Annotated in this window: 24 protein-coding genes; 8 read left to right on the forward strand and 16 right to left on the reverse strand. The window is 68.7% G+C overall.

The genetic code is table 11. The features are described 5' to 3' along the window. Positions 1 to 21 precede the first annotated feature (21 nt). From aroE to dinG, 3 genes are all read left to right on the forward strand, one after another. Positions 22 to 867 (forward strand): shikimate dehydrogenase, encoded by an 846-nt coding sequence (gene aroE / locus ABIA73_RS08705; RefSeq protein ID WP_033832490.1) that lies wholly within the window; start codon positions 22 to 24, stop codon positions 865 to 867. A gap of 3 nt (positions 868 to 870) precedes the next feature. Beyond that, positions 871 to 1,221 (forward strand): hypothetical protein, encoded by a 351-nt coding sequence (locus tag ABIA73_RS08710; protein WP_025877535.1) that lies wholly within the window; start codon positions 871 to 873, stop codon positions 1,219 to 1,221. 152 nt (positions 1,222 to 1,373) lie between these two features. Then, entirely contained in the window at positions 1,374 to 3,476 is a 2,103-nt protein-coding gene (dinG, locus tag ABIA73_RS08715) for an ATP-dependent DNA helicase DinG (protein ID WP_025877533.1), read from the forward strand. Between the two features lie 40 nt (positions 3,477 to 3,516). Here dinG and ABIA73_RS08720 read toward each other — a convergent pair whose 3' ends face one another. Both ABIA73_RS08720 and ilvD read right to left on the reverse strand, forming a co-directional pair. After that, complete coding sequence (locus ABIA73_RS08720) at positions 3,517 to 4,128, reverse strand: hypothetical protein (protein WP_223483003.1); 612 nt, start codon at positions 4,126 to 4,128, stop codon at positions 3,517 to 3,519. Positions 4,129 to 4,210: 82 nt separating this feature from the next. Continuing rightward, positions 4,211 to 6,049 (reverse strand): dihydroxy-acid dehydratase, encoded by a 1,839-nt coding sequence (ilvD, locus tag ABIA73_RS08725; RefSeq protein WP_025877530.1) that lies wholly within the window; start codon positions 6,047 to 6,049, stop codon positions 4,211 to 4,213. Between the two features lie 502 nt (positions 6,050 to 6,551). Here ilvD and ABIA73_RS08730 point away from each other — a divergent pair. Genes ABIA73_RS08730 through ABIA73_RS08740 form a run of 3 tightly spaced genes read left to right on the forward strand, consistent with a single transcriptional unit; the run spans position 6,552 to position 8,954 of the window. Next, positions 6,552 to 7,121, forward strand: a complete 570-nt coding sequence (locus ABIA73_RS08730; protein WP_032976852.1) for a DUF1190 domain-containing protein — start codon at positions 6,552 to 6,554, stop codon at positions 7,119 to 7,121. Positions 7,122 to 7,128: 7 nt separating this feature from the next. Beyond that, a complete protein-coding gene (locus tag ABIA73_RS08735) occupies positions 7,129 to 8,307 on the forward strand; it encodes a glutathionylspermidine synthase family protein (RefSeq protein WP_354275651.1) in 1,179 nt (392 codons plus the stop codon). After that, positions 8,307 to 8,954 (forward strand): hypothetical protein, encoded by a 648-nt coding sequence (locus ABIA73_RS08740; RefSeq protein WP_025877524.1) that lies wholly within the window; start codon positions 8,307 to 8,309, stop codon positions 8,952 to 8,954. Before ABIA73_RS08735 ends, ABIA73_RS08740 begins: the two co-directional genes overlap by 1 nt. A gap of 163 nt (positions 8,955 to 9,117) precedes the next feature. Here ABIA73_RS08740 and ABIA73_RS08745 read toward each other — a convergent pair whose 3' ends face one another. The 9 genes from ABIA73_RS08745 to ABIA73_RS08785 all read right to left on the reverse strand — a co-directional run bounded on the left by ABIA73_RS08745 (position 9,118) and on the right by ABIA73_RS08785 (position 19,604). After that, positions 9,118 to 10,416 (reverse strand): DUF58 domain-containing protein, encoded by a 1,299-nt coding sequence (locus ABIA73_RS08745; protein ID WP_059065525.1) that lies wholly within the window; start codon positions 10,414 to 10,416, stop codon positions 9,118 to 9,120. Further along, entirely contained in the window at positions 10,413 to 11,399 is a 987-nt protein-coding gene (locus ABIA73_RS08750; protein WP_025877520.1) for an AAA family ATPase, read from the reverse strand. Before ABIA73_RS08750 ends, ABIA73_RS08745 begins: the two co-directional genes overlap by 4 nt. Beyond that, positions 11,396 to 12,586 (reverse strand): DUF4350 domain-containing protein, encoded by a 1,191-nt coding sequence (locus tag ABIA73_RS08755; protein ID WP_025877518.1) that lies wholly within the window; start codon positions 12,584 to 12,586, stop codon positions 11,396 to 11,398. The genes ABIA73_RS08750 and ABIA73_RS08755 overlap by 4 nt, the downstream gene beginning before the upstream one ends. After that, positions 12,583 to 14,217, reverse strand: a complete 1,635-nt coding sequence (locus tag ABIA73_RS08760) for a DUF4129 domain-containing protein (RefSeq protein ID WP_354275652.1) — start codon at positions 14,215 to 14,217, stop codon at positions 12,583 to 12,585. Before ABIA73_RS08760 ends, ABIA73_RS08755 begins: the two co-directional genes overlap by 4 nt. Further along, positions 14,207 to 15,199 (reverse strand): stage II sporulation protein M, encoded by a 993-nt coding sequence (locus tag ABIA73_RS08765; RefSeq protein WP_032976855.1) that lies wholly within the window; start codon positions 15,197 to 15,199, stop codon positions 14,207 to 14,209. Before ABIA73_RS08765 ends, ABIA73_RS08760 begins: the two co-directional genes overlap by 11 nt. Then, positions 15,196 to 15,885: an RDD family protein gene (locus tag ABIA73_RS08770; protein ID WP_032976856.1), complete on the reverse strand. Its 690-nt coding sequence runs from the start codon at positions 15,883 to 15,885 to the stop codon at positions 15,196 to 15,198. The genes ABIA73_RS08765 and ABIA73_RS08770 overlap by 4 nt, the downstream gene beginning before the upstream one ends. A 124-nt stretch (positions 15,886 to 16,009) precedes the next feature. Then, positions 16,010 to 16,540 (reverse strand): gamma carbonic anhydrase family protein, encoded by a 531-nt coding sequence (locus ABIA73_RS08775; protein WP_132825857.1) that lies wholly within the window; start codon positions 16,538 to 16,540, stop codon positions 16,010 to 16,012. Between the two features lie 149 nt (positions 16,541 to 16,689). After that, positions 16,690 to 18,579 (reverse strand): tRNA uridine-5-carboxymethylaminomethyl(34) synthesis enzyme MnmG, encoded by a 1,890-nt coding sequence (mnmG, locus tag ABIA73_RS08780; protein WP_080149610.1) that lies wholly within the window; start codon positions 18,577 to 18,579, stop codon positions 16,690 to 16,692. A gap of 557 nt (positions 18,580 to 19,136) precedes the next feature. Continuing rightward, positions 19,137 to 19,604: a hypothetical protein gene (locus ABIA73_RS08785; RefSeq protein ID WP_032952020.1), complete on the reverse strand. Its 468-nt coding sequence runs from the start codon at positions 19,602 to 19,604 to the stop codon at positions 19,137 to 19,139. Between the two features lie 159 nt (positions 19,605 to 19,763). On the opposite strand from ABIA73_RS08785, the gene ABIA73_RS08790 reads away from it, so the two are divergent. Continuing rightward, positions 19,764 to 20,726, forward strand: a complete 963-nt coding sequence (locus ABIA73_RS08790; protein WP_354275653.1) for a pyridoxal-phosphate dependent enzyme — start codon at positions 19,764 to 19,766, stop codon at positions 20,724 to 20,726. Then, on the forward strand, positions 20,723 to 21,355 hold the full coding sequence (locus tag ABIA73_RS08795; RefSeq protein WP_025877503.1) for a YdcF family protein: 633 nt from the start codon (positions 20,723 to 20,725) through the stop codon (positions 21,353 to 21,355). The genes ABIA73_RS08790 and ABIA73_RS08795 overlap by 4 nt, the downstream gene beginning before the upstream one ends. Positions 21,356 to 21,516: 161 nt before the next feature. Here the strand turns inward: ABIA73_RS08795 and bioC are convergent, their stop codons facing one another. The 5 genes from bioC to bioB form a co-directional block, all read right to left on the reverse strand. Continuing rightward, the gene (bioC, locus tag ABIA73_RS08800; RefSeq protein WP_025877501.1) at positions 21,517 to 22,401 is read right to left on the reverse strand and encodes a malonyl-ACP O-methyltransferase BioC; all 885 of its coding nucleotides are present in this window, start codon (positions 22,399 to 22,401) and stop codon (positions 21,517 to 21,519) included. Positions 22,402 to 22,413: 12 nt separating this feature from the next. Further along, positions 22,414 to 23,193 carry an SDR family oxidoreductase gene (locus ABIA73_RS08805; protein ID WP_354275654.1) on the reverse strand — a complete coding sequence of 260 codons (780 nt, stop codon included), beginning with the start codon at positions 23,191 to 23,193 and terminating at the stop codon, positions 22,414 to 22,416. Between the two features lie 29 nt (positions 23,194 to 23,222). After that, a complete protein-coding gene (gene bioH / locus ABIA73_RS08810; protein ID WP_059065511.1) occupies positions 23,223 to 24,002 on the reverse strand; it encodes a pimeloyl-ACP methyl ester esterase BioH in 780 nt (259 codons plus the stop codon). A gap of 18 nt (positions 24,003 to 24,020) precedes the next feature. Beyond that, a complete protein-coding gene (gene bioF, locus ABIA73_RS08815; protein ID WP_059065509.1) occupies positions 24,021 to 25,244 on the reverse strand; it encodes an 8-amino-7-oxononanoate synthase in 1,224 nt (407 codons plus the stop codon). A gap of 67 nt (positions 25,245 to 25,311) precedes the next feature. Beyond that, positions 25,312 to 26,355 carry a biotin synthase BioB gene (gene bioB / locus ABIA73_RS08820; protein WP_301865771.1) on the reverse strand — a complete coding sequence of 348 codons (1,044 nt, stop codon included), beginning with the start codon at positions 26,353 to 26,355 and terminating at the stop codon, positions 25,312 to 25,314. Between the last annotated feature and the right edge of the window lie 12 nt (positions 26,356 to 26,367).

Below are 26,367 nucleotides of genomic sequence, written 5' to 3' on the forward strand. Positions count from 1 at the left end.
TCTAGCCAGCTTGAGGATTCCATGACCGATCGTTACGCCGTCTTCGGACACCCCGTCGCCCACTCGAAGTCGCCGCAGATCCATGCGGCGTTCGGTCGCCAGGAAGGCATCTCCCTCGACTACCGCAGCATCGATCTCGCCCCGGACGCATTCCTGGCCGGGCTGGAGGCGTTCGCCTCCGAAGGCGGGGTCGGTGCCAACGTCACTTCACCGCACAAGGAAGCGGCGTTCTCGGTGTGCACTACGCTGACCGCACGCGCGCGCCGCGCCGGCTCGGTCAATACCCTGCTGCGCAAGGGCGACCGCTGGCACGGTGACACCACCGATGGCATCGGCCTGGTGCGCGACCTCACCGACCGCCACAGCCTGGACCTGCGCGGCCGCCGCGTGCTGCTGCTGGGTGCCGGTGGTTCGGCGCGCAGCGTCGCTCCGGCGCTGCTGGATGCCGGCATCACCGAACTGGTGGTGGTCAACCGCACGCCGGAACGTGCCGATGAACTGATCGATGCCATGGGCGAGCCGGGCCGCGCGCTCAGCCGCTACTGGGACGATCTGCGCGACCTCGGTGATTTCGAACTGATCCTCAACGCCACCTCGGCCGGCCGCGATCGCGACGCCGAGTTCAAGCTGCCGCTGTCGCTGGTCAATTCGATGACCACGGCCGTCGACCTGAACTACGGCGAGGCCGCCATCGCCTTCCTGGCCTGGGCGCGCGCCGCGCAGTGCCGCAACACGGTCGATGGCCTGGGCATGCTGGTCGAGCAGGCGGCGGAGAGCTTCCTGCAGTGGCATGCCGTACGCCCGCAGACCGACGAGGTCTACCAGCAGCTGCGCGCCGGTGCAGGCGCCTTCGCCGGGCAGGACTGATCGATGGATACCCAGGCTCTGATGGTCTCCCTGCTGACCATGGTCGGCGTGCGCCTGCCGGTGCTGATTGCCCTGTGCGTCGGCCTGGTCTGGGTGATGGGCGCGCCGCGCGATCCGGCACGTACCGGCGCGCTGACCGGCCTGCTGCTGTTGCTGGCGTCCAGCATGGGCAGCCTGCTGGCCAACCTGGTGCCGATGTGGATGGTCAGCAACGGCGACTTCGGCGCGATCTCGCAGCTGAGCACCGTGCTGGGCGTGGTGCACTTCGGCCTGGCGATGCTGGATGCCGTCGGCACGGTCCTGCTGGTCTGGGCACTGGTACGGTTGCTGCGGCAGCGCGCCGCTACGCCCTGACTCCGATGGCGGCCTTGGCCGCGTCGGTAGCGTTGCGGGGCGCGCATCCAGCCATCGCGCGACGCGGCTGACCCTGTTCAGCGCCCGCGCCTCGGAGCCCGTGGCCGGCCATGCGACAATGGCCGGCCTGACCCCGCTACGGTAGTTCTGGCGTGACCGAAACCGTCGCCGCTCCACGCAAGCTCGATGACACCTTGAAGGACGCGATCCGCAAGGCGTACACGACGCTGCAGGCCAACACCCCCGGCTTCTCCACCCGCCGCTCGCAGAGCCAGATGATCGGCGTGGTGTCGCGTGCGCTGTCCACCAGCGGTGGCGTGGGCGTGGTCGAAGCGCCGACCGGCGTTGGCAAGAGCCTGGGCTACCTGACCGCCGGGGTGCCGATTGCCCTGGCCAGCAAGAAGAAGCTGGTGATCAGCACCGGTACCGTGGCGCTGCAGTCGCAGCTGGTCGAGCGCGATATTCCGAACTTCCTCAAGGCCACCGGCCTGGAGGCGACCGTTGCCCTAGCCAAGGGCCGCACCCGCTACCTGTGCACGCGCAACGCCGCCGAGGCGCACGGCGAGGGCGCGCAGAACGGCATGTTCGAGGACGAGCAGCCGCTGTTCGACCGCCCGCTGGCGCCGATCGAGATGGACATCGCCAAGCGCCTCACCGTGGCCTTCACCAGCGGCAGCTGGGACGGCGACATCGACAACGCACCGGAAACCATCAGTCCTGGCCTGCGTAGCCGCATCACCACCCCGGCCTCAGGCTGCGCGGGGCGACGCTGCGCGTACTCGGCGCAGTGCGCGGTGCTGCGCTCGCGCAACACCGTGCGCGATGCGCAGATCGTGGTCACCAACCACGCGCTGCTGCTGTCGGCGCTGTCCATTGGTGACAGCGACAACGGCCAGCCGATGATCGCCGCGCCGTCGGACATGCTGCTGGTGCTCGACGAAGGCCACCACGTGGGCAACGTGGCCATCGACCAGGGCGCGGCCAGCCTGGCATTGGATGAAATGGCCAAGCGCACCGGCCGCCTGCAGATTCTGATCGCCGGTGCCTACCGCGCGGTCGACAAGGATCGCCTCGGCAACCTGCTGCCGAACGAAGCCATCGACGCGGCCAGCAACGTGGCCAAGGGTCTGCGTGCGTTCCGCGACCACGTCGAGGCGGTATGGATGCCGGCGCCGGCCGACGAGGAGCCGATGTGGCGCGCGGCCAACGGACGCCTGCCCGAGGCCTGGCGCGAGCCGATCGAGGCGCTGGCCGACGATACCCGCAGCCTCTACAACTGGGCGCACGCGGCCACCGCGCAGGTCGCCAAGGGCAAGCCGGACGATCCGGCGCGCGAGCGCCTGCAGCGCAACCTCGGCATGGCCCTGGAGATGATCGAGCAGCAGTACAACCTGTGGCAGGTCTGGCGCCGCGAAGACAAGGAAGGCGCGCCACCGATGGCACGCTGGGTGACCGCCACCCGCGATGGCGACCTGGTGCTGCATGGCTCGCCGGTGTCGGCCGCGCACGTGCTGCGCAAGCTGTTGTGGGATGAAGTGGATTCGGTGGTGATGACCTCGGCGACGCTGACCGGTGGCGGCGACTTCCAGGCGCTGGCGATCGACAACGGCATCCCCGAAACCGCCGAGATGGTCTCGCTGTCCTCGCCGTTCGACCTGCCCAACCAGGCCGAGCTGATCGTGCCGCCGTTCCCGGTCACGCCCGATGACCGCGAAGGCCATCCGCGCGAAGTGGCGCGCTACATCGGCAAGGAACTGGACTGGACGAAGGGCTCGATGGTGCTGTTCACCTCGCGCTGGAAGATGGAGAAGGTGGCGGGCCTGATGCCGGCCGCCAAGCGCAAGCAGGTGCTGGTGCAGGGCGAGATGTCGAAGACGCGCATGATCGACGAACACCTGCGCCGTGTCGCCGCCGGCGAGGGTTCGGTGCTGTTCGGGCTGAACTCGTTCGGCGAAGGCCTGGATCTTCCCGGTGAGGCCTGCACCACGGTGGTGATCACCCAGGTGCCGTTCGCGGTGCCGACCGATCCGCAGACCGCCACCCTGAGCGAATGGGTGGAAGCGCGTGGGCTCAATGCGTTCAACCTGATCGCGATCCCGCATGCGCTGCGCACGCTGACCCAGTTCGCCGGCCGCCTGATCCGCACCTCCACCGACACCGGGCGGGTGATCATCCTCGACTCGCGCCTGCTGACCCGCCGTTACGGCAAGCGCATCATCGACGCGCTGCCGCCGTTCAAGCGCACCATCGGCTGAGCCCGCACTGGTAGCGCCGGGCCATGCCCGGCGGAGAGCCTCAACCGCCTTCCGGCTTCCGGCAGGCCGGGTTGCCCATCGCATTGTGGTAATCGCGGTCGAAGCAGCGCAGGAAGGCATCGAGCACATCGAGATTCGGCGGCCAAGGGGCATCCACCTGCTGCCCGCCTTTGGTAGTGAAGTGGAAACGACCGCTCCTGATGTTCTCCGCCATCGTGGGTGGCGTCGGTATCGCGACCAGCGCGGCACGTGCCTTTTCCAGTCCGCTGCGATCACGCCGCAGGAACGCGATCGTGCCGTCCACGTAGGCGTTCCAGTAGCCGGGGTCGGTGTCCTTCGGCTTGTAGGTGCGCTGCATCAGCGCAATCGCCTGCGCGGTTTGCCCAAGCTCCGCGCGCAGCTGCCCTTCGTGCCAGACGAGGGTGGTGTTGCCCGTCGCCTTGGGCAATGCCGCATACGCGGCCAGCAGGTCCGCGGCTTCCTGGGTGCAGCCGCGATCGGCCAGCGGGCGCCAGCCCCCGTCCATGTCCTGGTCGAACATGCCCGGTTCCATCGCCAGCATCGCCGCGCGGTCGTAGCTGCAGTCAGGGGCCTGCGGCGGTTCGGCGCTCGCGCCCATGGCCACGGCCAGTGCGAGGAAAAGTGACGTCATCACAACCTCCGTGTCGGTGATGTTGGGATACCTTAGCGGACTACGAGGGAGGCTGCCGGCCAGCGGCCGGCACTACCGGTCTTCAGTCGCCCAGCAGGGCGGTGTTGCGCACGGCGCCCTTGTCGGCGCTGGTGGCCAGCAGGGCATAGGCCTTCAGCGCGCTGGTGACCTTGCGTGGGCGCGGTGCGCGCGGCTTCCAGCCCCGTGCATCGGCGTCGGCGCGGCGCTGGACCAGCGTCGCCTCCTCCACCAGCAGGTCGATGCGCCGCGCCGGGATGTCGATGCGGATGCGGTCACCATCCTCCACCAGTCCGATCACACCGCCGCTGGCCGCTTCCGGCGAAACGTGGCCGATCGACAGGCCCGAGGTGCCACCGGAGAATCGGCCGTCGGTCAGCAATGCGCACTGCTTGCCCAGGCCTTTCGATTTCAGGTAGCTGGTCGGGTACAGCATCTCCTGCATGCCCGGGCCGCCCTTCGGGCCTTCGTAGCGGATCACCACCACGTCGCCGGGCTTCACTTCATCGGCAAGAATGCCGGCCACGGCGGCGTCCTGGCTTTCGAACACGCGCGCATTGCCTTCGAACACGTGGATCGATTCGTCCACCCCTGCCGTCTTCACCACGCAGCCGTCGACGGCGAGGTTGCCGCGCAGCACGGCCAGCCCGCCTTCCTGCGAATAGGCATGTTCCAGCGCACGGATGCAGCCTTCGGCGCGATCCTGGTCCAGCGACGGCCAGCGCGTGGCCTGGCTGAAGGCCTCCTGGGTGGGAATGCCGGCGGGACCCGCCTTGAAGAAGGTGTGCAGGGTGTCGTTGTCGCTGCGCATCACGTCCCAGCGATCCAGTGCTTCACCGAGCGTGGCGCTGTGCACGGTCGGCACCGAGGTATCCAGCAGGCCGGCGCGATCCAGTTCACCGAGGATGCCGAACACACCACCGGCGCGGTGCACGTCCTCGATGTGGTACTTCGGCGTGTTCGGTGCCACCTTGCACAGCTGCGGCACGCGCCGCGACAGTGCATCGATGTGGGTCAGGTCGAAGTCGACCTCGCCTTCCTGCGCGGCGGCCAGCAGGTGCAGGATGGTATTGGTCGAGCCGCCCATGGCGATGTCCAGGGTCATGGCGTTGGCGAACGCGGCCTGGGTGGCGATGCCGCGCGGCAGCGCACGCGGGTCTTCGCCGCCATACCAGCGGTGGCAGAGTTCGACGATCAGGCGGCCGGCGCGACGGAACAACGCTTCGCGGTCGGCATGCGTGGCCAGGGTGGTGCCGTTGCCCGGCAGCGACAGGCCCAGTGCTTCGGTCAGGCAGTTCATCGAGTTGGCGGTGAACATGCCCGAGCACGAGCCACACGTCGGGCAGGCGCTGCGCTCGTAGTCGGCGACCTTCTCGTCCGAAGCGCTGTCATCGGCAGCGACGACCATCGCGTCGACCAGGTCCAGCTTGTGCTCGGACAGCTTGGTCTTGCCGGCTTCCATCGGTCCGCCGGAGACGAACACCACCGGGATGTCCAGGCGCAGCGCCGCCATCAGCATGCCGGGGGTGATCTTGTCGCAGTTGCTGATGCACACCAGCGCATCGGCGCAGTGGGCATTGACCATGTATTCGACGGCGTCGGCGATGATCTCGCGGCTGGGCAGCGAGTACAGCATGCCGTCGTGGCCCATGGCGATGCCGTCGTCCACGGCGATGGTGTTGAATTCCTTGGCGACGCCGCCAACCTGTTCGATTTCGCGCGCGACCAGCTGGCCAAGGTCCTTCAGGTGCACGTGGCCGGGCACGAACTGGGTGAAGGAGTTGGCGATGGCGATGATCGGCTTGTGGAAGTCGCCATCCTTCATGCCGGTGGCACGCCACAGGGCGCGGGCACCGGCCATGTTGCGGCCGGCGGTGGAGGTGCGGGAGCGGTATTCGGGCATGGCTGGCGGAACGGGCGGGCCGTACGACGTGGGGGTCGGTTGATCATGGCCAATTTTTTCGGTTGCTGCTGCAACCACCGGAGGCGGTCCGGCCGGGCTGCGCCCTGCACCTGCCGAATCAACGTCAACGTCAAAATCAAAAGCGGGCTATCCGCGGGATGGCGGGGTGGGTCCGGTGGCGGGGGACGCCGTAAATACGTCCATGTAGGCTCGGTCGCGCCTTGCTCGTGTGCGCTGTCCTGCGCACACGGCAAGACCGGGGTTGGGCGTCCTGCCCAACCCGCCCGAGGCATGCCTCGGGCCCATGGCGCTCACGCCCCCGCCACCGGACCCACCCCGCCTCCGACAGGTGGCCGTGGGCCAGTAGATCCACGCCATGCGTGGATCAAGCTCGGATGACAACGAAAATGAAATTCCGTTCATCTTTCCTACTTTGCCGATTCCGGTTGTTGGCCCGGATTTGGCATGATGGGGCATTGTTCCGACTTGAAGGCATGAGGCCATGAAACGTTCCCGCACCACCGCGCTGCTGCTGATGAGCGCTGCGCCGCTGCTGTTCACTGCCTGCCAGAAGGAAGAGCAGGTGCAGGTGCAGGAAGGCCTGTATACCTCGGTGGAGGCCTGCACCACGGCTACCGCTGATCCTTCGGCGTGCCGCAATGCGTTTGCCGAGGCGCAGAAGAAGTCTGCCGACGCAGCGCCGAAGTACGCGACCAAGGAAGCCTGCGAACAGGATTACAAGCCTGAGCAGTGCGTGCAGCAGCACACCTCGGCCGGCACCTCGTTCATCGGGCCGATGATGATGGGCTTCTTCATGTCGCAGATGCTGAGCAACCGCGGTGGCCTGGCCCCGCAGGCGCCGGCTTCGGCGCCGGCCTACCAGGACAAGAGCGCCGGTTGGGCGCGTCCTGCCCCGGGCGGCAGCGGCGGCCTGAACACCGCCAGCGGCATCGGCGCGGGCAAGGCCGGGCTGGCCCCGGTCAGCAGCGAACCGAACCGTGCGGTGACCGCCAGCCGCAGCGGCTTCGGCAGCACCAGTGCGCGCCGCAGCGGCAGCAGCGTCGGCGGCTGATCGACCCATGCAACGTATCCGTATTGCCGAGCGCGCCCAGTGGCGGGCGCGCGCGGAGGAAGCCGGTTTCCGCTTCCACACCATCGACGGCCAGCCGTACTGGGATGAAAGCGCGTATTACGCGTTCACCCTGCGCCAGATCGAGCAGGACATCGAAGACCCCAGCGCCGAACTGCACCAGATGGCGATGGACCTGGTCGGCGATGTCATCGCCAGCGAGCGCCTGATGGACCAGCTGGCGATCCCCGCGCATTACCGCGACTGGATCGCCGACAGCTGGCGCCAGCGCCAGCCGCACCTGTACGGGCGCCTGGACCTGGCCTACGACGGCACCGGCCCGGCCAAGCTGTACGAACTGAACTACGACACGCCGACCTCGCTGTTCGAAGCCAGCTTCTTCCAGTGGCAGTGGCTGGAGGACCAGCGCAACGCCGGCCGCCTGCCGCAGCACGCCGACCAGTTCAACGCGATCCATGAAGCCCTGGTCGAACGCTTCGGCGAACTGGCCACGCAGCTGCCGCCGCCGCTGTATTTCAGTGCGGTGGGCGGCTCGGACGAAGACCGCGGTACGGTCGAGTATCTGCGCGACTGCGCTTCGCAGACGGGCCTGCACGGGCAGGCGATCGCCATCGAGGACATCGGCCTGTCCGAAGACGGGCGCTTCACCGCGCTGGACGATACGGTCATCGGCACGCTGTTCAAGCTGTACCCGCTGGAAGACCTGATGGCCGAGGAATTCGGTCGTGCGCTGCCGGGCTCGGGCGTGCAGCTGCTGGAACCGGCATGGAAGGCGGTGTTGAGCAACAAGGGCATTCTGCCGTTGCTGTGGCAGCGCAACGTCGGTCACCCGAACCTGCTGGAAGCACATTTCGATGACGGCAGCGCGCTGGCATCGGGCTGGGTGCGCAAACCGCTGTTCTCGCGCGAAGGTGCCAACATCGAGATGCACCTGGCCGACGGCAGCACGCAGCGTAGTGATGGCCCCTACGACGGTCCGGCGATTCTCCAGCGCGCGCATCCGCTCACCCGCTTCGAAGGCGGTTACCCGCTGATCGGCAGCTGGGTGATCGGCGACCACGCCTGCGGCATCGGCATCCGCGAGGACGACAGCGCGATCACCCGCGACAGCGCGCGCTTCGTGCCGCACGCGATCGTCGACGAGGCGCCGACGCGGATCTACGTCTGATGGCGGTGCAACGCCCGCCCGGTCGGCGCGGGCGTCCTGCTCCCGTGCCGGGCCGTCATTTCGACGATGGTCGCGGCCTGAATGCGTTCGCCGACCGCATCGCGGTGCGCTGCCACCGCTGCGATACGCCGGGCTGGGTGCTGGCGAGCTGGCAGCCCTACCGTTGGACGGTGCGTTTCCGCTGCACCGGCTGCAGCGTTGCGCTGGACAGTGGCGACTGGGTGGGCGCGGTGTGCATGCAGGGGCGTCGGCCGTGCGGGTACTGCGGGCACCAATGGCTGTACGTGCATCGCCGGATAGCGTCGGGCGTTCGTTCGCCGGCCACCTTTCCCGCGCGATGTGGGCAATGTGGGCGCAGCAGCGATGTCGACGTGTCGGCCACCCCGCTGCGCGATGCCGAGCCGGCTGATCCACATTTCGGCCTTCCGCTGCATCTGGTCGAGCCGACCCGCGCAGGTCTGCTTTGGGCCTACAACGCCGAGCATCTGCAGGCGCTTCATGAGTACGCTGTCGCGACACTGCGTGAAACCAAAGGGCATCATCGCTCGATGTTCTCGCGGCTGCCGCAGTGGATGAAACTGGCGCGGCATCGCGTGCTGCTGCAGCGCGCGGTGGAGCGGTTGCAGAAGCGCTTGCTGCAGGGGTAGTGCCGGCCGCTGGCCGGCAACCGCTGTGGGTAGAGGCCGGCCTTGGTCGGCGCCGTTGATGGTGTGCCAACCAAGGTTGGCATCTACCAAGGCGGAGCGTCGGTAGCGCCGGGCCACGCCCGGCGGTTGTGGTGATCCGCCGGCCAGCGGCCGGCATTACCGGTTACAGCAGCCCTTCGCGCTTCACCGCCAGATAGCGCTCCACCAGCGCGGCGGGCAGGGCATCGGCCGTGACGTCCAGCACCATCACCCGTTCGGCACGCAGCGCGTCATGCGCCTGCGCGCGCTGTTGCAGGTACAGCGCGGCGGCACCGGCCTGCGCGGCATCTTCCACCGTGTGCACCTCACCTTCCAGCGCAGCATCCAGCTCGCGCTCGCGCAGGCTGGCTACGCACACCAGATGACGGCGCTGCAGCAGGCGCACCGCCGCAAGCAGGTCTTCGATGTCCTCGTCGCGCACGTTGCTGACCAGCATCACCAGCGCGCGCCGGGGCTGGCGCAGTGAGACTTCGGTGGCGGCAGCCAGGTAATCGGTGGCCACGGCCTGCGGCTGCAGGTCGTAGCTGGCGCGCAACAGATGCTGCACCGTGTCCATGCCGCGCTGCGGCGCCACCCAGCGACGCTCGCCGCCTACCGCGAACAGGCCGGCAGCATCGCCCTGGCGCAATGCCAGGTAGGCCACCACCAGCGAGGCGTTCAAGGCATGGTCGAAATGCGAGAGTCCGCCTTCACTGGCCAGCATGCGCCGGCCGCTGTCGAGCATCAGCAGCAGCTGCTGGTTCTTCTCGTCCTGGTACTCGCGCGAGATCAGCTTGCGGGCGCGGGCGGTGGCCTTCCAGTCGAGCTGGCGCAGGCTGTCGCCGATGCGGTACTCGCGCATCTGGTGGAAGTCGGTGCCTTCGCCACGGCGGCGCTTCACATGTGCACCGACCAGTCGCGAGGCCTGGTCGGCACTGAACAGCGCAAATCGGGTGAGTGGCACGAAGTTGGGATAGACCCGCACCTCCAGCGCCGGTGGCAGCGTGCGTTGCTGCCACCACAACCGCCATGGCGAGCGGATGCGCAGCTGCACGCCTTCGAAGGCAAAGCGACCGCGCTGCTGCGGCTGCACGTGGTAATGCAGCGAACTGGCATGGCCCGCCCGCAACTGCACGCGTTGCGGCAGTGATTCCAGTGGCCAACCGCCTGGCACCAGATCGAATACCTGTACCTGCATGGCCTGCCCGGACTGCAGGCGCAGGCCGATCTCGCGGCGCACGCCCAGTGCCAGGGCTTCGGGCACGTCGCGCTCGACGCTGGGCGATGGTCGTCGTCGCTGCCGCCACAGATCAACCAGTGCCAGCACCGCAACCAGTGCGCCGGCCAGCGCCCAGCTCCAGCGTGGCAGCAGCCCGGCCAGCACCACGCCGCCCAGCGCAGCCCAGGCCAACAGCAACGCCAGCAGCAGCGGCGCAGGCCTCATCGGCGCGGCGCTTCCACCTTGGCCAGCAGCGCACCCAGCACGTCGTCGGCACCCTGGCCTTCGATCTGCAGCTCCGGTGCCAATGCAATGCGGTGGCGCAGGGCGGGTCGGGCGATGTCGCGCACATCGTCGGGGGTGACGAAGTCACGACCGGCCAGCACCGCCTGCGCGCGCGAGGCACGCACCAGGGCGATGCTGCCGCGCGGGCCGGCGCCGACGGCGATGCCCGGCCACTGCCGGGTGGCGGCGACGATGCGCACCGCGTAGTCGATCACTTCGTCATCCACGGTGATTGCCGCGGTGGCCTGCTGCAGCGCCAGCAGTTCGCCGGCACCGAGCACGCGCGGCACCTGGCTCAGGTCGAAATCACTGGCGGCACGGCCGCTGGTGATCGCCGCGACCATGCGCTTCTCGTCCTCCAGCTGCGGATAGTCGATCAGCACCTTCAGCAGGAAACGGTCCAGCTGCGCTTCCGGCAGCGGATAGGTGCCTTCCTGTTCCAGCGGGTTCTGCGTGGCCAGCGCCATGAACGGCGGTGCCAGGGTGAAGGCCTTGCCTTCGATGGTGACCTGGCCTTCCTGCATCACTTCCAGCAGCGCGGACTGGGTCTTGGCCGGGGCCCGGTTGATCTCGTCGGCCAGCAGCAGGTTGGTGAACACCGGGCCGCGACGGATCTTGAAGCTCTCGCTCTTCGGGTCGTACACCGCATGGCCGCTGACGTCGCTGGGCATCAGGTCGGGGGTGAATTGCACGCGGCCATAGTCCAGCTCCAGTGCCTGTGCCAGCGCGCGCACCAGCAGGGTCTTGCCGAGGCCGGGCACGCCTTCGATCAGCACGTGGCCACCGGCCAGCAGGGCGACCAGGATCTGGTCGAGCACATCGGCCTGGCCGATGAAGGCATGGCCGACGGCCTGGCGGATGGCGTCGACGCGTTCGATCAGGCGGGCGGTGGCGGCCGCCGGAAGTTCAGGGGCATCGGTCATAGCAGGGATCTCATCTGGAGCAGCAAGCGGATGCGCTCGCGCAGGGCGGAGGAATCATGCGGCGAAGGCGGAGTGAGGGCACTGGCGACTCGACTGACGGGCCATTGCAACACTGCGGCGATGGCCTGGTCGCGCGCAGCACCGTCGAGTGCCGCAGCGACGGGCGCGCGCAGGCGCAGGCGGTGCAGGAACAGCGCCTGCACGGCCAGGTACAGGCGCGTGCCATGGCCGAAGCGCAGCAGCAGTTCGCCACTGGCGCGGACGTGTTCCAGCAACGAACGGCGTTCGACCACCGGCGCGGGCAGGGCACTGCCGAAGCGTTGCGCGCGTGACCACAGCCAGCCGAGGATCGCCAGCAGCAGCGGCACCCACAGCGGCCAGCCCTGGTAGAAGATGCGCGCGCCCAGCGAGGGCGGGCGGCTGCCGTATACCAGCCACATCGTGCCGCGCCCATAGTTGGGATCGAGCAGGTAGCGCGTCAGGTCGCGGTGCGAGAGGTCATGCAGGCCATCGCGGGCAACGGCATCGGCGTCGACAGTGCGGCGGCGTGTTGATGCGGACGGGCCTTCACCGCGCATGACGTCCATGTCCGCCAGCACGTCGATGCGGCCCTTGCCGTGCGGCAGGCGCGCGAACACCAGTCCTTCCTGGCCACCCCAGCGGCGCTCGGCCGTGGCGTTGGCCTGGAAGCCCAGGCTGAAGCGCCGACCGCCGCAGAACTCGACGTGGCTGGGATCATCCACCACGTGGAAGGGTTGGCAGTCGCTGCCATGGAACAGGCTGTCCACGCCGATCCTGTCCAGCAGGGGGCCCTGCGTGCTGCTGGCATCGTCCTCGGCCGGTGGCTGCGTGCGCAGCAGCAGATGGCCACCCGTGCCGACCCAGTCCAGCAGGGCCTGCGCAGTGCGCGGCGGCATGTCGGCGGTATCCTGCAGCAGCACCACCGTATCGGTGGCGGCCAGTGGCATCTGTGCCAGGTCCAGCCGCTGCCGGGACTGCACCTCGATGCCGTCGGCGCGCAGCGCCTGGCCCAGCACATACAGCGGGTTGTAGCTGGCTTCGCCCTGTGGCGGCAGCACGACGGTCTCGGTCACCTTTTCATGCGTGCGCAGGAACAGGATGGTCAGCGGCACCCCGAGCAGGACCAGCGCGCCGAGCAGCAACGACCAGAACAGGCGCGGGCTCATGCCTGCCACCCGTACTGCTGGCGCAGCGTGCTGGCCAACGCGTCGAAATCGCTGCGGGTAGGCAGGCGCCCGCCGTAGGCGGCGTACTGCCACATGCGCACGATGCGCGCGAACAGTTCACGGTCGGTGCTGTCGGACATGCGCCGCGAGGCACGCAGGCACTGTGCTTCAGTGGCACCGGGCGGCAACGCGATGCCGGTGCGCTCCACCAGCGTGCGCACGCTGGCGCGATACAGCAGCGCCAGCGCCTGCCGTGGCCGTCCCTGGTCCCACAGCAGCCCAGCCTGGGTCGCCACATCCGGCGGCAGCACCACCGGCATTTCCACCTGCTCTTCGGTGATCTGCGGTGCCTTCTTTTCCTTGCGGCGGCCGGAACCGCGCAACCACGGCAGCCACAGCCGCGCGGTCAACAGCAGCACCAGCAGCAGGACCCCCAACAGCCCCCACAGGCCCCATTCGGCGAGCCGGGCCAGCCACAACTGGCGGCTCTTGCGCGACGTACGGTCCGCGTTGCTGCTGCTGTCCTTCTGCAGCTCTTTCTTGTCTTTCTGCTTCTCGGCGGCGTCTTCGATCGGCTTCCATCGGCTGACCTGCCGCGTCGGCCGCTGCAACGGATCTTCGTAGGCGCGGTTCACGGCCTGGCGGAAGCCAGCGGTATCCACCGGCGTGTCGCCGAAGATCAGCGCCGGTGTATTGGCCGGATCGTTTTCCGCAGTGGCCGCTTCTTCGGCTTCTTCAGCGTCTTCCGCTTCTGCGTCTTCATCGGCGCTGGCCGTGGTGGTCTGCGCGGCGTCCGGCGTGTCGGCGACCTGTGCGTGCACGGGCGCCAACGGCAGCGCCAGGCACAACAGCAGCAGCAACGAAGAGGCGACCGGCAGCAGGCGTTCGCGCAGGCGGCGCAGGGCGATTTCCACGTCCCAGGCTTCCATCTGCGTGCGTCGGTTCAAGTACAGGCCGAAGCCGGCGCCCACGTAGAACGGCCCGATCAGCGCCGCCGCCAGCCAGCACAACAGGTTGAGGCCAAGCTTGGCCCACGCAGGCGCCTCTACGCTGACCATCGCCCACGCTGCGCGCCAGGATTCGGGCAGCAGTTCCAGCGGGATGAAGATGAAGATAGTGGCGATCGCGCCCACCACCAGCACCAGCTCGAATGCCAGGCAGATCACCGCCAGCACCAGCGCAGGGCCCGCAGCGCCGGCGGCGACTGCACGCCTGCGTGGGCCACGCTGGGCGGGCGCATTGCCCTCCAGCAGATTGACCGGCAGGCACAGGCTGCGCAGGCCGCTGAAACGGCGCCAGCCCAGATAGCCCCAGAAGCCGCTGCCGCCCCACTGCCGCTGTGCGCGCAGCGCATCGCGCGGGCCGACCCGTTCGCCGAAGATGCCGCGCGAGAGCACGTACAGCGGTGCGCGTTCGAACAACGGTTTGCACCACCACATCGCCAGCCACGCCCAGCCGAAGGCATCCAGCCACCAGGCCAGTGCATTGAACAGCACGAACAACGGCGCACTGGCCAGCAGCCAGCTGCCCCACACACCGCGTGCGTGGCGGCGGGCCAGCGCGCTGCCCAACTCCATCGCTTCCCAGCTGCTGCGCGCGCGCAGCACCACGTCCAGATGGTCAATCCGCATGGCCACCTCCGCGTCCACCGCGCCACAGCCACAGCAGCACGCCGGCCCACAGCACCCCGGCCACGCTGAACTTCACTGCGGCCGGAATGTCGGCGATGGAAGACCAGAACGCTTCCACGAACGCGGCCAGCAGCAGCATGAAGGCCACGCCCAGGCACAGCCGCGCGCCGATGCGCCCGCCTTCGACCAGCGCATCCAGGCGGCGCCGCCGCCCGGGAGCCAGAAGTTTCATGCCCAACTGCAGGCCGGCGCCGCCGGCAATCACGATCGCGGTCAGCTCGAACGCACCGTGGCCGGCCACAAAGCGCCAGAACGGGCCGCCATGGCCGATGTGCTGCAGGTGGCCGGCGACCGCGCCGATGGTGATGCCGTTGAACAGCAGCACCAGCAGCGTGCCCAACCCCGCCAGCAGGCCGCTGGCGAAGGTGCGCAGGGCGATGCTGATGTTGTTCATGATGTAGTAGCCGAACATCATCCAGTCGGTGCCGCTGTCGCGGCCCAGGCGCTCGGCGGATGGATCGTACATGCGCTCCATCTCGGCGATCTGGCCGTTGTCCATCAGCAGGTGGATGCTGTCCGGGTACACCTGCACCAGCACGAAGCAGGCCAGCGCCGGCACTGCGAACATCGCCAGCGCTGCCCACATGCTGCGCGCCTGGCTGCGCACCAGCAGCGGAAAATCAGCAACCAGGAATTCCAGCGCGCGCCGCCAGCGGGTCGGCGGCGTGCGGTACAGCACGCCATGGCCGTGCTGCATCAACTGCTGCAGGCGTTGCACCAGCTGCGGGCTGTAGCCGCGTTCGCGGGCCAGCGCCAGCTGCTGGCACAGCCGTCGGTAACGCTGCGGGAAGCTGACATCGCCGGCTTCTTCCGCGCCCGGCCTGCGCCGACGCCGACGCGAGGCACCGGCGCGATGCTGCAGCCACTGCTCCAGGTCATGCCATTCCTGTTGATGGCGGGCGACGAACTGCTCTTGCTTCATCGTCGTCCCAGCAACCAGTTGGCCATTGCATACAGGCGCAGCACACCGACCTGGCCGGACGCGCTGGTCAACGGCTCGGCGATGCCGGCCAGTTCCTGCTGGCGTGCGGGTGACAGGCGTGGCGCGCGCTCGGCGAAGGCCATCACCGCCGCCTGTTCCTCCGGCCGCAGCGGTTGCGGCGGCGCCAGCGCGCTGTCGATGGTGGCCGGCGGCGGCAGGTAATGCGGCGGTGCATGTACCACCATCGTGCCGGCAACCAGATCGCCCAGGCGGCGGCCATGCGGATCGAACAGGCTGCTGATCAGGCCCAGTGCGTAGCCGAAAGGCAGCATGTCCACGGTGCGCAGCAGGTTGCGGGTGATCGAGGCCATCCAGCCCACCGGCGCGCCATCCTGCGCGAGCACCCGCAGGCCCAGCACGCGCTTGCCGAGGGTACGGCCCCACAGCGCTTCGCAGACGATGGGGTAGGCCCACATCAGCAGGAACATCAGCGCCATGTACAGGCCGCGGCCGAACTCATCGAGCAGGGCCAGCGGAATGGACAGCGCGGTGAGCGCGCCGAAGCGGACGGCCAGGTCGATCAGCCAGGCCAGCGCACGCGGCATCGGGCCGGCCGCAGGCAACTGCAGCGGCACGCCTTCCGGCGTTACCACCTCGCGGTAGGTATCGAGCATCGGCGCGGCCATCAGCGCGATGGCCGCCGAAGTGGGCGCTGGAGTCCTCTCCGGCGTGCAGCCACGGGCATGGGGGTCTCGACGGTTCCTGGTCGGGCCCAGACTTTAGCAGAGCCCGGCCATCGGCGAGGCGGCCTCAGCCCAGGTATTCGTCCTTCAGCCGCACGTAGTGGTCGGCCGAATAGTGCAGCGACTCGATCTCCTTGTCGCTGAGCGTGCGCGCCGGACGGGCAGGGTTGCCCACCCACAGTTCGCCTTCGCCCACCACCTTGCCGGGGCCGACCACCGCACCGGCACCGACGAAGCCATGGCGCTCGACCCGGGCACCGTCGAGGATGCACGCGCCCATGCCGATCAGGGTGTAATCGCCAATGCTGCAGGCGTGGATGATGCAGCCATGGCCGACGGTGACGCCTTCGCCGATCAGGGTCGGGTAGCCGGCCTTGTTGTACGGGCTGTGGTGGCTGACGTGGATGATGGTGCCGTCCTGCACATTGGTGCGTGCACCGATCCGCACGAAATTGACGTCGCCACGGATGACCGTGCCCGGCCAGATCGATACGTCATCGGCCAGTTCGACATCGCCGATGATCGTGCAGGCCGGATCGACATACACGCGCTGGCCGAGCACCGGCATCTTGTCGCGGAAGGGGCGCAGCGGGGTCATCGGCATCTCCGGCAGATCAGGGCAATCGCGATGATGATACCGCGTGCAGCACGCAGCCCTGTCGGTAGTGCCGGCCGCTGGCCGGCACCCGCAGAGGTTCTGTCGAAGGTGTATCGGGTTGCCGGCCAGCGGCCGGCACTACCGTTTTTTCATGCCACGCGTCCGCGCCGTGCGCGCTCCAGGTGCACCAGCAGCAGCGAGATCGCCGCCGGGGTCATGCCCGGAATGCGCTGGGCCTGGCCGATGGTCTGCGGACGCACACGCTCGAGCTTCTGCAGCGCTTCGGCCGACAGCCCGCGCACGATGGCGTAGTCGAAATCGCCGGCAATCGGCGTTGCTTCATGGCGCTGCTGGCGCTCGATCTCCTCGCGCTGGCGATCCAGGTAACCGGCGTACTTCACCCCGATCTCCACCTGTTCGGCCACCTTGCCATCGGCCACGGCCGGGCCGAGCGAGGGCACCCGCATCAGTTGCGCGTAATCCAGTTCCGGGCGCTTGATCAGGTCCAGCACGTTGGTTTCGCGGCTGACCGCCACGCCCAGCGTTTCCTGCACTTCTCGGCCCAGCGCATTGGCCGGCGTGGCCCACAGCGCACCCAGGCGCGTGCGCTCGGCGGCCACGGCAGCCTGCTTGGTTTCGAAGGCACGCCAGCGACGATCATCGACCAGGCCCATGTCTCGGCCGGCCGGGGTCAGGCGCTGGTCGGCGTTGTCTTCGCGCAGCTGCAGGCGGTACTCGGCGCGGCTGGTGAACATGCGGTACGGCTCGTTGGTGCCGTGGGTGATCAGGTCATCCACCAGCACGCCGAGGTAGGCTTCGTCGCGACGCGGGCACCAGCCCTCGAGGCCACGCACCTGGCGAGCGGCGTTGAGGCCGGCCAGCAGGCCCTGTGCGGCAGCTTCTTCATAACCGGTGGTGCCGTTGATCTGGCCGGCGAAGAACAGGCCGTTGACCAGCTTGGTTTCCAGCGAGGCCTTCAGCCCGCGTGGATCGAAGAAGTCGTACTCGATGGCATAGCCGGGGCGGGTGATGTGCGCGTTCTGGAAACCACGGATGCTGCGCACCATCTCCAGCTGCACGTCGAACGGCAGCGAGGTGGAAATGCCGTTGGGATAGATCTCGACGATGCCCAGGCCTTCGGGCTCGACGAAGATCTGGTGGCTGGCCTTCTCGGCAAAGCGCACCACCTTGTCCTCGATGGAGGGGCAGTAGCGCGGGCCGATGCCTTCGATCTGGCCGCTGTACAGCGGCGAACGGTGCAGGGCGTCGCGGATGATCTGGTGGGTCTGCTCGCTGGTGTGGGTGATCCAGCAGCTGACCTGCTGCGGATGCTCATCCACCGAGCCGAGGAAGGACATCACCGGGCGCGGCGTGTCGCCGGGCTGCTCGTCCATCACGCTGTAGTCCAGCGAACGACCGTCGATGCGCGGTGGCGTGCCGGTCTTCAGGCGGTCCACCTGGAACGGCCGCTCGCGCAGGCGTGCAGCCAGCGTGGTGGCGGGCGGATCGCCCATGCGGCCGGCTGCGTACTGGGTCGGGCCGACGTGGATCTTGCCGGCCAGGAAGGTGCCGGCGGTCAGCACCACGGCCTCGGCATCGAAACGCAGGCCGGTCTGGGTGATGACCCCGCGCACGTGGTCGCCCTCGATGACCAGGTCATCCACCGCCGCCTGGAACACGGTCAGGTTGGCCTGGCCCTCGACGATGGCGCGGATCGCCATGCGGTACAGGTTGCGGTCGGCCTGGCAGCGGGTGGCGCGCACGGCCGGGCCCTTGGAGGCGTTGAGGGTGCGCCACTGGATGCCGGCGCGGTCGGCGGCATGCGCCATCGCACCGCCGAGGGCGTCGATTTCCTTGACCAGATGGCCCTTGCCGATGCCACCGATGGCCGGGTTGCAGCTCATCGCTCCCACCGTTTCGATGTTGTGGGTCAGCAACAGGGTGCGCACGCCGGTACGGGCCGCAGCCAGCGCGGCCTCGGTGCCGGCGTGGCCACCGCCGATGACGATGACGTCGTAACGATGGAAGGAGTCGATCATGGGGGCTGTTCAGCAAGGGGCAGGCGCAGCCGGAGACGGCGCCGGGGTGGCGATTTTAGCGCCAATCGGGGCAGGGACGTTGGCGCCGGCCGGCCGGCGTCGAAATCAACCCTAAAGTTGGCAGGATTTTTGCAGATAACCCAATAGCACCCACCGTGGCTGGCGCCGCAGGCGCTGGTGACCGGAATTGGAACAGGGGCCGGTACAGGCGCACGGTGGGGAAGCAGAGGGGCCGGCAGTCGGGGGACTGTCCGGCCCTGTTTTTTGGGGCGGCTGGGAACGCGGCATCCACGCATGGCGTGGATCTACTGCCCGCGCGCCCTGGTGTCCCAAACAACAAACGGCCCCGCAGTGCGGGGCCGTTCGTCTTTAAAGGTGCCGACATCCGACAGGGCCGGAACAGGGGGGATCCAGATGTTCCTGTCGGATATCGACGTAGAGCTGTTTGGGACGGGCCCTTAACGCTTTTGTCACTTTGTGACGCTGGCCGTCACCACCTGCGTAGATTGAGGCTTGGACCGTGTGAAATGCAAGATGGAACAAGCGTCAACTGTGCGCTATCTCTCACGATCCATGGCACGCCAAGGGGAACTGTTCATCCTCGGCGCACGCGGAGCCGGAGCCGGACGCGCCTGCGGCGGCGGCGAGGGGCGCTCGACCCGCTGTGCAGGCTGCGGCGGTCGACGCATCGAATCCATGTTGCGCCAGGGCGAGCCGCCATTGTTCTGACGCGGCGGCGGTGGCGGGCGGTTTTCGCCGCCGTTGCCGGGACGCGGTGGCGGGCGGTGGTTGTGGTGCGGCGGGCGATAGATCGGCCGCTGGTAGTACGGGCCGCCATAGCCGTAATAGCCACCGCCGCCGTAATACGGATAGCCGTAGTCGGCCGGGTAGCCATAGGGGTAGCGGTACTCCACCGACGGCGCACCGTGGTAGTAGCCACCGCCGCGGCCACCGACATAGTCATAGGTGGTGCAACCGGTCAGGGCCAGCAGCAGGCCACCGGCAAGCATCAGGCGCGTTTTCATGATGGGTCCCCCCAGAGGACGGGTATGCAGGCAGCTTCAGCCGCCGGCGTTGAATCAGCCCTTAATTCCGCCGGCCAGGATGAATGGCGGTGTAGGCATGCATGCTGGCATGACCGATGGCGCCCTCGCCAGCGCGGGGCCATACGTTAATCTTGCGTCATGAGCGATTCACTGTTGCCCCGCGCTGATGACGTCCTCGCCGCCGCCGCGCGGATCGCGCCCCATGCCAGCGTGACCCCGGTGCTGCGCTCGCGCACGCTGGATGCGTTGGCCGGTGCGCAACTGGCGTTCAAGGCCGAGCACCTGCAGCGCGGCGGCGCGTTCAAGTTCCGCGGTGCGTGCAATGCGGTGTGGTCGCTGGACGCCGACCACGCCGGTGCCGGTGTGGTGACCCATTCCTCCGGCAATCACGGTGCCGCTTTGGCGCTGGCTGCCCGCACACGGGGCATTCCCTGCCATGTGGTGGTGCCGGAAGGGGCCGTGGCCGCCAAGCTGGCCAATATCGCCCGGCATGGCGCCACCCTCTGGCGCTGCCCGGCCACCATTGCCGACCGTGAGGCCACCTGCGCCAAGGTGCAGGCCGATACCGGCGCCACTCTGGTCCATCCGTACACCAACCCCGCGGTGATCGCCGGGCAGGGCACGGCCGCGCTGGAGCTGCTGCACAGCGAGGGGCCGTTCGACGTGCTGGTGGTGCCGGTGGGCGGTGGTGGCCTGGCCAGTGGCACTGCGTTGGCCCTGCGGCACGCCAGCCCGGGCACGCGGCTGGTGCTGGCCGAGCCGGCCGGTGCCGACGACACCGCCCGTTCGCTGGCGACCGGCAAGCGCCAGGAGGCATTTACCCCGGACACGATCTGCGACGGACTGCGCACGCTGATCGGCGCACCCAACTTCGCGCTGCTGCAGGCCGCGGGCGCCGAGGTCATCGTGGTTGACGATGCCGCCACCGTGGCGGCGATGCGCCTGCTGTGGGACGTGCTCAAGCAGGTGGTCGAGCCGTCCTCGGCGATCGTGCTGGCAGCGGTGCTTGCGCAGCCTGCGCGCTTCGCCGGCCTGCGCGTTGGACTGGTGCTGTCCGGCGGCAATGTCGATCTGCCTGCCCTGCGTTGGGGAGCGCCATGAGCCGCGGCCGCCATCGCGAACGTACCGGCCTGCTCGGTTGGGTGTGGCGGTTGTTCGTACTGCTGGTGATCTGGCTGCTGGGCGTGACCGCCTGGATCGTCTGGGTCGGCGAGCGCGACCAGGCGGCCAAGGCGGACGCGATCATCGTGCTGGGTGCGGCGGCCTACGATGCCAAGCCCTCGCCGGTGTTTGAAGAGCGCATCCGCCACGGCCTGGATCTGTACGACGCCGGCTACGCGCCACTGCTGATCTTTACCGGAGGCTACGGCGGCACCGGTGCGCGCTTCTCGGAATCGCAGGTGGCCCGGCGCTATGCGCTCAAGCACGGCATTCCCGATGAGGCGATCCTCATCGAGACCGCCTCGCGCAATACCGTGCAGAACCTGGTCGAGGCCAAGCGGCTGATGGACCAGCGCAAGCTGCATTCGGTGATCATCGTCAGCGACCCGCTGCACATGGCGCGCGCGCTGCGCCTGAGCAAGGCGCTGGGCATCCAGGCGTTGGCCTCGTCCACGCCGAGCACGCGCTTCCGCAGCTTCCATACCAGCTGGCGCTTCCTGGTGCAGGAGATCTACTTCTTCCACCGCGACCTGGTACGGCCGCCGTTGAGTTCACCGGCCAATACCTGAGCGGCTGCCGCTGCGCTCGCCGGGCATGGCCCGGCGCTACCCATAACGCGCGCCTGGCCGGGACCTGCTTTTGGTAGTTGCCGACCTTGGTCGGCACGGGAAGCACAGCGCCGATCAAGGTCGGCTGGTAGCGCCGGGCCATGCCCGGCGGCGCCTTCGAATCAGGTCTGCTTGCGCCGGATCGGGATCGCCGACACCGGCACGGAAGCAATGTCATGCCCACCTTCGCGGATCGGCGCGCCCGGATCCGGCGCCCAGGCATGGGCGTAGATCACTTCCCAGCTGCTGGGCAGCTTGCCATCGGCACGGCGCATCGGTTCGTACGCCGCCGCTGCCGCCGCGAACCGCCCCCGGCCGGTCAACGTATGGCGGCGATCGACCCGTGCGTTGGTCGCGCCCATCGCGCGCAGCTCGCGCATCAACGAGGGCAGGTCGTCGTAGGTCAGGGTGAACAGGTCGCGGTCCAGAACCGGATCACGGAAGCCGGCCATCATCAGCGCATCGCCGAACTGGGCGATCTGCGCGAAGCGGCTCACGTGCGGGCGGTCGTCGGCGGCGGCGAAGGCCTCGTTGAGCTCGACCAGCGTTTCCGGCCCGAACGTCGAACACACCAGCAACCCACCGGGCTTGAGCACGCGGCGGAAACCGGCGAACACCGCCGGCAGGTCGTCCACCCACTGCAGGCACAGGTTGCTGAAGATCACATCGACGCTGTTGTCGGCCAACGGCAGCGCCGTGGCATCGGCGGCCAGGCGCTGGAACGGCTTCCACCAGCCGGCCTGGCGCTTGGCCTGGTCGAGCATCGGCAGTGCCACGTCCAGCGCGATCACCTGCGCCTTCGGCCAGCGCTTCTTCATCAGCGCACTGGCATGGCCGGTGCCGGCACCGATATCCAGCACCACCTCCGGCTTGCGTGCCTCCAGGTAGTCCAGCGATTCCAGCAGCCGCGACTGCACCTCGCGCTGCAGGGCGGCGGCAGCGTCGTAGCTGGTGGCGGCGCGGGCGAAGGCGCGGCGGACATGGCGGGCATCGAAGTGGGACGGCATTGCAGAAGTCTCTTAGAACGTACCGGGGTAGGCGCCGCCGTCGATCAGCAGGTTCTGCCCGGTGAGGTAACCGGCCTGTGCACTGCACAGGAAGGCGCAGGCGGCGCCGAATTCGTCCGGCGTGCCGAAACGGCCGGCGGGAATCTGCTGGCGGCGGCGTTCGGCCACCGCCTGCACGTCCCCGCCCTGGCCGGCGGCGTGGGCGAAGTTGGCGCGCAGGCGGTCGGTATCGAACTGGCCGGGCAGCAGATTGTTGATCGTGACGTTGTGGACGACGGTGCGCCGCGCCAGCCCGGCGACGAAGCCGGTCAGGCCGCTGCGCGCGCCGTTGGACAGCGCCAGCGCGTCGATGGGTGCCTTCACCGATGACGAGGTGATGTTGACGATGCGGCCGAAGCCACGCTCGATCATCGCGTCCACGGTGGCGCGGATCAGCGCGATCGGCGCCAGCATGTTGGCGTCCAGCGCGGCGATCCAGTCGTCGCGCTCGAACGTGCGGAAGTCGCCCGGCGGCGGGCCGCCGGCGTTGGTCACCAGGATGTCGACCTGCGGGCAGGCGGCCAGCGCCTGAGCGCGGCCCGCCTCGGTGGTGACGTCGGCGGCGATCGCCCGCACTTCAGCGGCACCGGGCAGCGTACGCAGTTCTTCAGCCGTGGCCTGCAGCGCAGCGTCACCGCGGGCGACGATGACCACGTTCACGCCTTCGCGCACCAATGCGCGCGCGCAGCCAAGGCCAAGCCCCTTGCTGGCGCCGCAGACCAGTGCCCAGCGGCCGGAAATGGCCAGATCCATGCGTCAGTCCTGCACAAGCTTAGGAAGGCTCATTGTCCGCCATCGGCCGGTGACAGGCCGGCAACGAAGTGTTGCAGGGCGGCTGCAACGTCATCGGCGTGGCCGAGGAAGGGGGCGTGGCCGCCATGACCCACGGTCAACGACTGCCCCCCGGGCGCCAGCGCCGCAGCGGCCTGCATCGCCGCCGGCGAGACCAGACGGTCACGCTGGCCGGCAATCCACAGGCTGGGCTTGCCCAGTGCGGGCAGGGCACCGCGCAGATCGGTGTTCTCCAGCAGCTGCAGGCCCTCGTGCAGTGCGCGTTCGGTGGGCGCTCCGCGTTCGACCAGGCGCTGCCGCAGGGTGCGCAGTTCCTCGCGGGCATGCGCCGAACCCATCACGTCCAGTGCCAGGAAACGTTCCAGGGTGCCACTGAAGTCCTGCGCAAGGTCACGACCGAACTGCTCGAATACCGATGGCTCCACCGCATGCGGCCAGTCATCACCGCGCACGAAGCGCGGCGTGGCGGCGATCATCGCCAGACCACGCACCTTCGGCAGCGTGGCCGCCGCGTGCAGCGCGAACAGGCCGCCCAGTGACCAGCCGCACCACACCGCCGGCGGCGTGGCCGCGGCAATGGCGTTGACCACGAACGGCAGGCGCAGCGGGGTGCTGTCATCGCGGCTGTGGCCATGGCCGGGCAGGTCGACCAGATGCAGCGTGAATCGATCGGCCAAGCGCTGCACCAGCGGCGCAAACACGCCGCCCTGCAGGGCCCAGCCGTGGATCAGTACCAGGTCCGGCCCATGGCCGGTCACTTCAATATGCATGGGGAACTACACGATCACTCAGGCCAGCGCCGGCAACGACGGCGGCAGCACTTCACGCGCGGCAAAGGCCACGCGGTCGCGTGCAACGGCGATGGCTTCGACCAGGCCGCGTACCTGCTCAGTGGTGTGCAGCGCGGACAAGGTGACGCGCAGGCGCGCCTTGCCTTCCGGCACGGTCGGTGGGCGGATCGCGCCGACCAGCCAGCCGGCCTGCTCCAGCGCCTGCGACATCGCCATGGCAGTGTGGTCGTCGCCACACAACAGCGGCTGGATCGGCGTTTCCGATGCCATCAGATCCAGCCCATGACGTCGCGCTTCGCTGCGGAACAGGGCAATCAGATCGGCCAGCTTCGCCCGCCGCCAATGATCGCGGCGGGCCAGGCGCACCGCTTCCAATGCGGATGCCGCCAGCGCCGGCGCCATGGCGGTGGTGTAGATGTAGGGGCGTGCGGTTTCGGCCAGGTGCTCGATCAGGTCTTCGCGGCCGAGCACCAGCGCGCCGGAACCGCCGAGCGCCTTGCCCAGGGTGACCAGCTGCAGCGGCACATCGTCCACGCCCAGGCCGGCGGTGGCGACCGCGCCACGACCATCGCCGAGCACGCCCACGCCATGCGCATCGTCCACGTAGAACAGCGCCTGCTGCAGGCGCGCGACCAGCGACAGCGCACGCAGCGGCGCGACATCGCCATCCATGCTGAAGACACCGTCGGTAGCCAGCATCGCTGCGCCATCGGGCGCATGCTTGAGTTGGCGCATCGCACCTTCCGCGTCCAGGTGCGGGTAGCGGCGCAGGCGCGCGCCGGCCAGCCGGGTGGCATCGAGCAGACTGGCGTGGTTGAGCTTGTCCTGCACGCAGACATCGTTCTCTTCGCCCAGCAGCGCCTGCTGCACGGCCAGGTTGGCGGTGAAGCCACTGCCGAACAGCAAGGCACGCGGGTAACCGAGCCACTCGGCCACTTCGCGTTCCAATGCGTCGTGCAGCGCGTGGTGGCCGCAGACCAGATGCGAGGCCCCGGCACCGGCGCCTTCGCGCGCAGCGGCATCCTGCAGTGCGTTGACCACGCTGAACTGCTGGGCCAGGCCCAGGTAATCGTTGCTGCAGAAGCCGGTCAGCCAGCGCCCATCGACTTCCAGGCGCACACCATCGCGACGGGTGACCGTGCGCCGCGGGCGGCGACGGCCTTGTGCATCGCGCAACGCGCGCTGGGCTTGGAGGCGGGCGGTCAGGTCGGGGCGTGCCATGGCGGCTGGATGCGGCGACGGGGCGGCTAGGGTAGCGCGTTGCCGCGACGCCTGCTTGGCCGCCGGCTCAGGCCGCGTGGGCGCAGCCGCAGCCGGGGCCATCGGCGCTGATATCGGCATGCACGGTGCCGCCATGGTCATGACCGTCGGCGTCCACCTGCACCGCCATCGGCTGCAGGCCCAGGCGTGCGAACAGGGCCATGTCGCGCTCGCTCTCCGGGTTGCCGGTGGTCAGCAGCTTGTCGCCATGGAAGATGGAGTTGGCGCCGGCCAGGAAGCACAGCGCCTGCAGCTCATCACTCATCGCCTCGCGGCCGGCCGACAGCCGCACCATCGAACGCGGCATGGCGATGCGGGCCACGGCGATCATGCGCACGAACTCGAACGGGTCCAGCTCGGCACTGCCATGCAGCGGCGTGCCGGCCACCTGCACCAGCTTGTTGATCGGCACCGAATCGGGATGCGCCGGCAAGGTGGCCAGCGCCAGCAGCAGGCCGACCCGCTGCGCGCGTGTTTCACCCATGCCAACGATGCCGCCGCAGCAGGTCTTCAACCCCGCATCGCGCACATGGCCCAGCGTATCCAGGCGATCCTGGTACTGCCGGGTGTGGATGATCGACTCGTAGTAGTCCGGCGCGGTATCGAGGTTGTGGTTGTAGTAGTCCAGGCCGGCGTCCTTCAACGCGCGCGCCTGCTCGCCACCGAGCATGCCCAGCGTGGCGCAGGTTTCCAGGCCCAGCGCTTTCACCCCGGCGATCATTGCCGCCACCTTGGGGATGTCGCGGTCCTTCGGCGAACGCCACGCTGCACCCATGCAGAAACGCGAGGCACCGGCCGCTTTGGCTTGGCGGGCCTTGGCCAGCACCGCATCGGTGTCCATCAGCTTCTGTGCGTTGACCCCGGTGCTGTAGCGCTGCGCCTGCGGGCAGTACGCGCAGTCTTCCGGGCAGCCACCGGTCTTCACCGACAACAGCGTGGAGACCTGCACCTGGGCCGGGTCGAAGTGCTCGCGGTGGACGGCGGCGGCGCGGAACAGCAGTTCCGGGAAAGGCAGGTCGAACAGCGCCTGCAGTTCGTCGTGGTGCCAGTCGTGGCGGATGGCGGTTGCCATGGCGGGACCTTG

Source organism: Stenotrophomonas sp. 2694, from assembly GCF_040548715.1.
In the GTDB taxonomy this organism is placed as follows: Bacteria; Pseudomonadota; Gammaproteobacteria; order Xanthomonadales; family Xanthomonadaceae; genus Stenotrophomonas; species Stenotrophomonas indicatrix.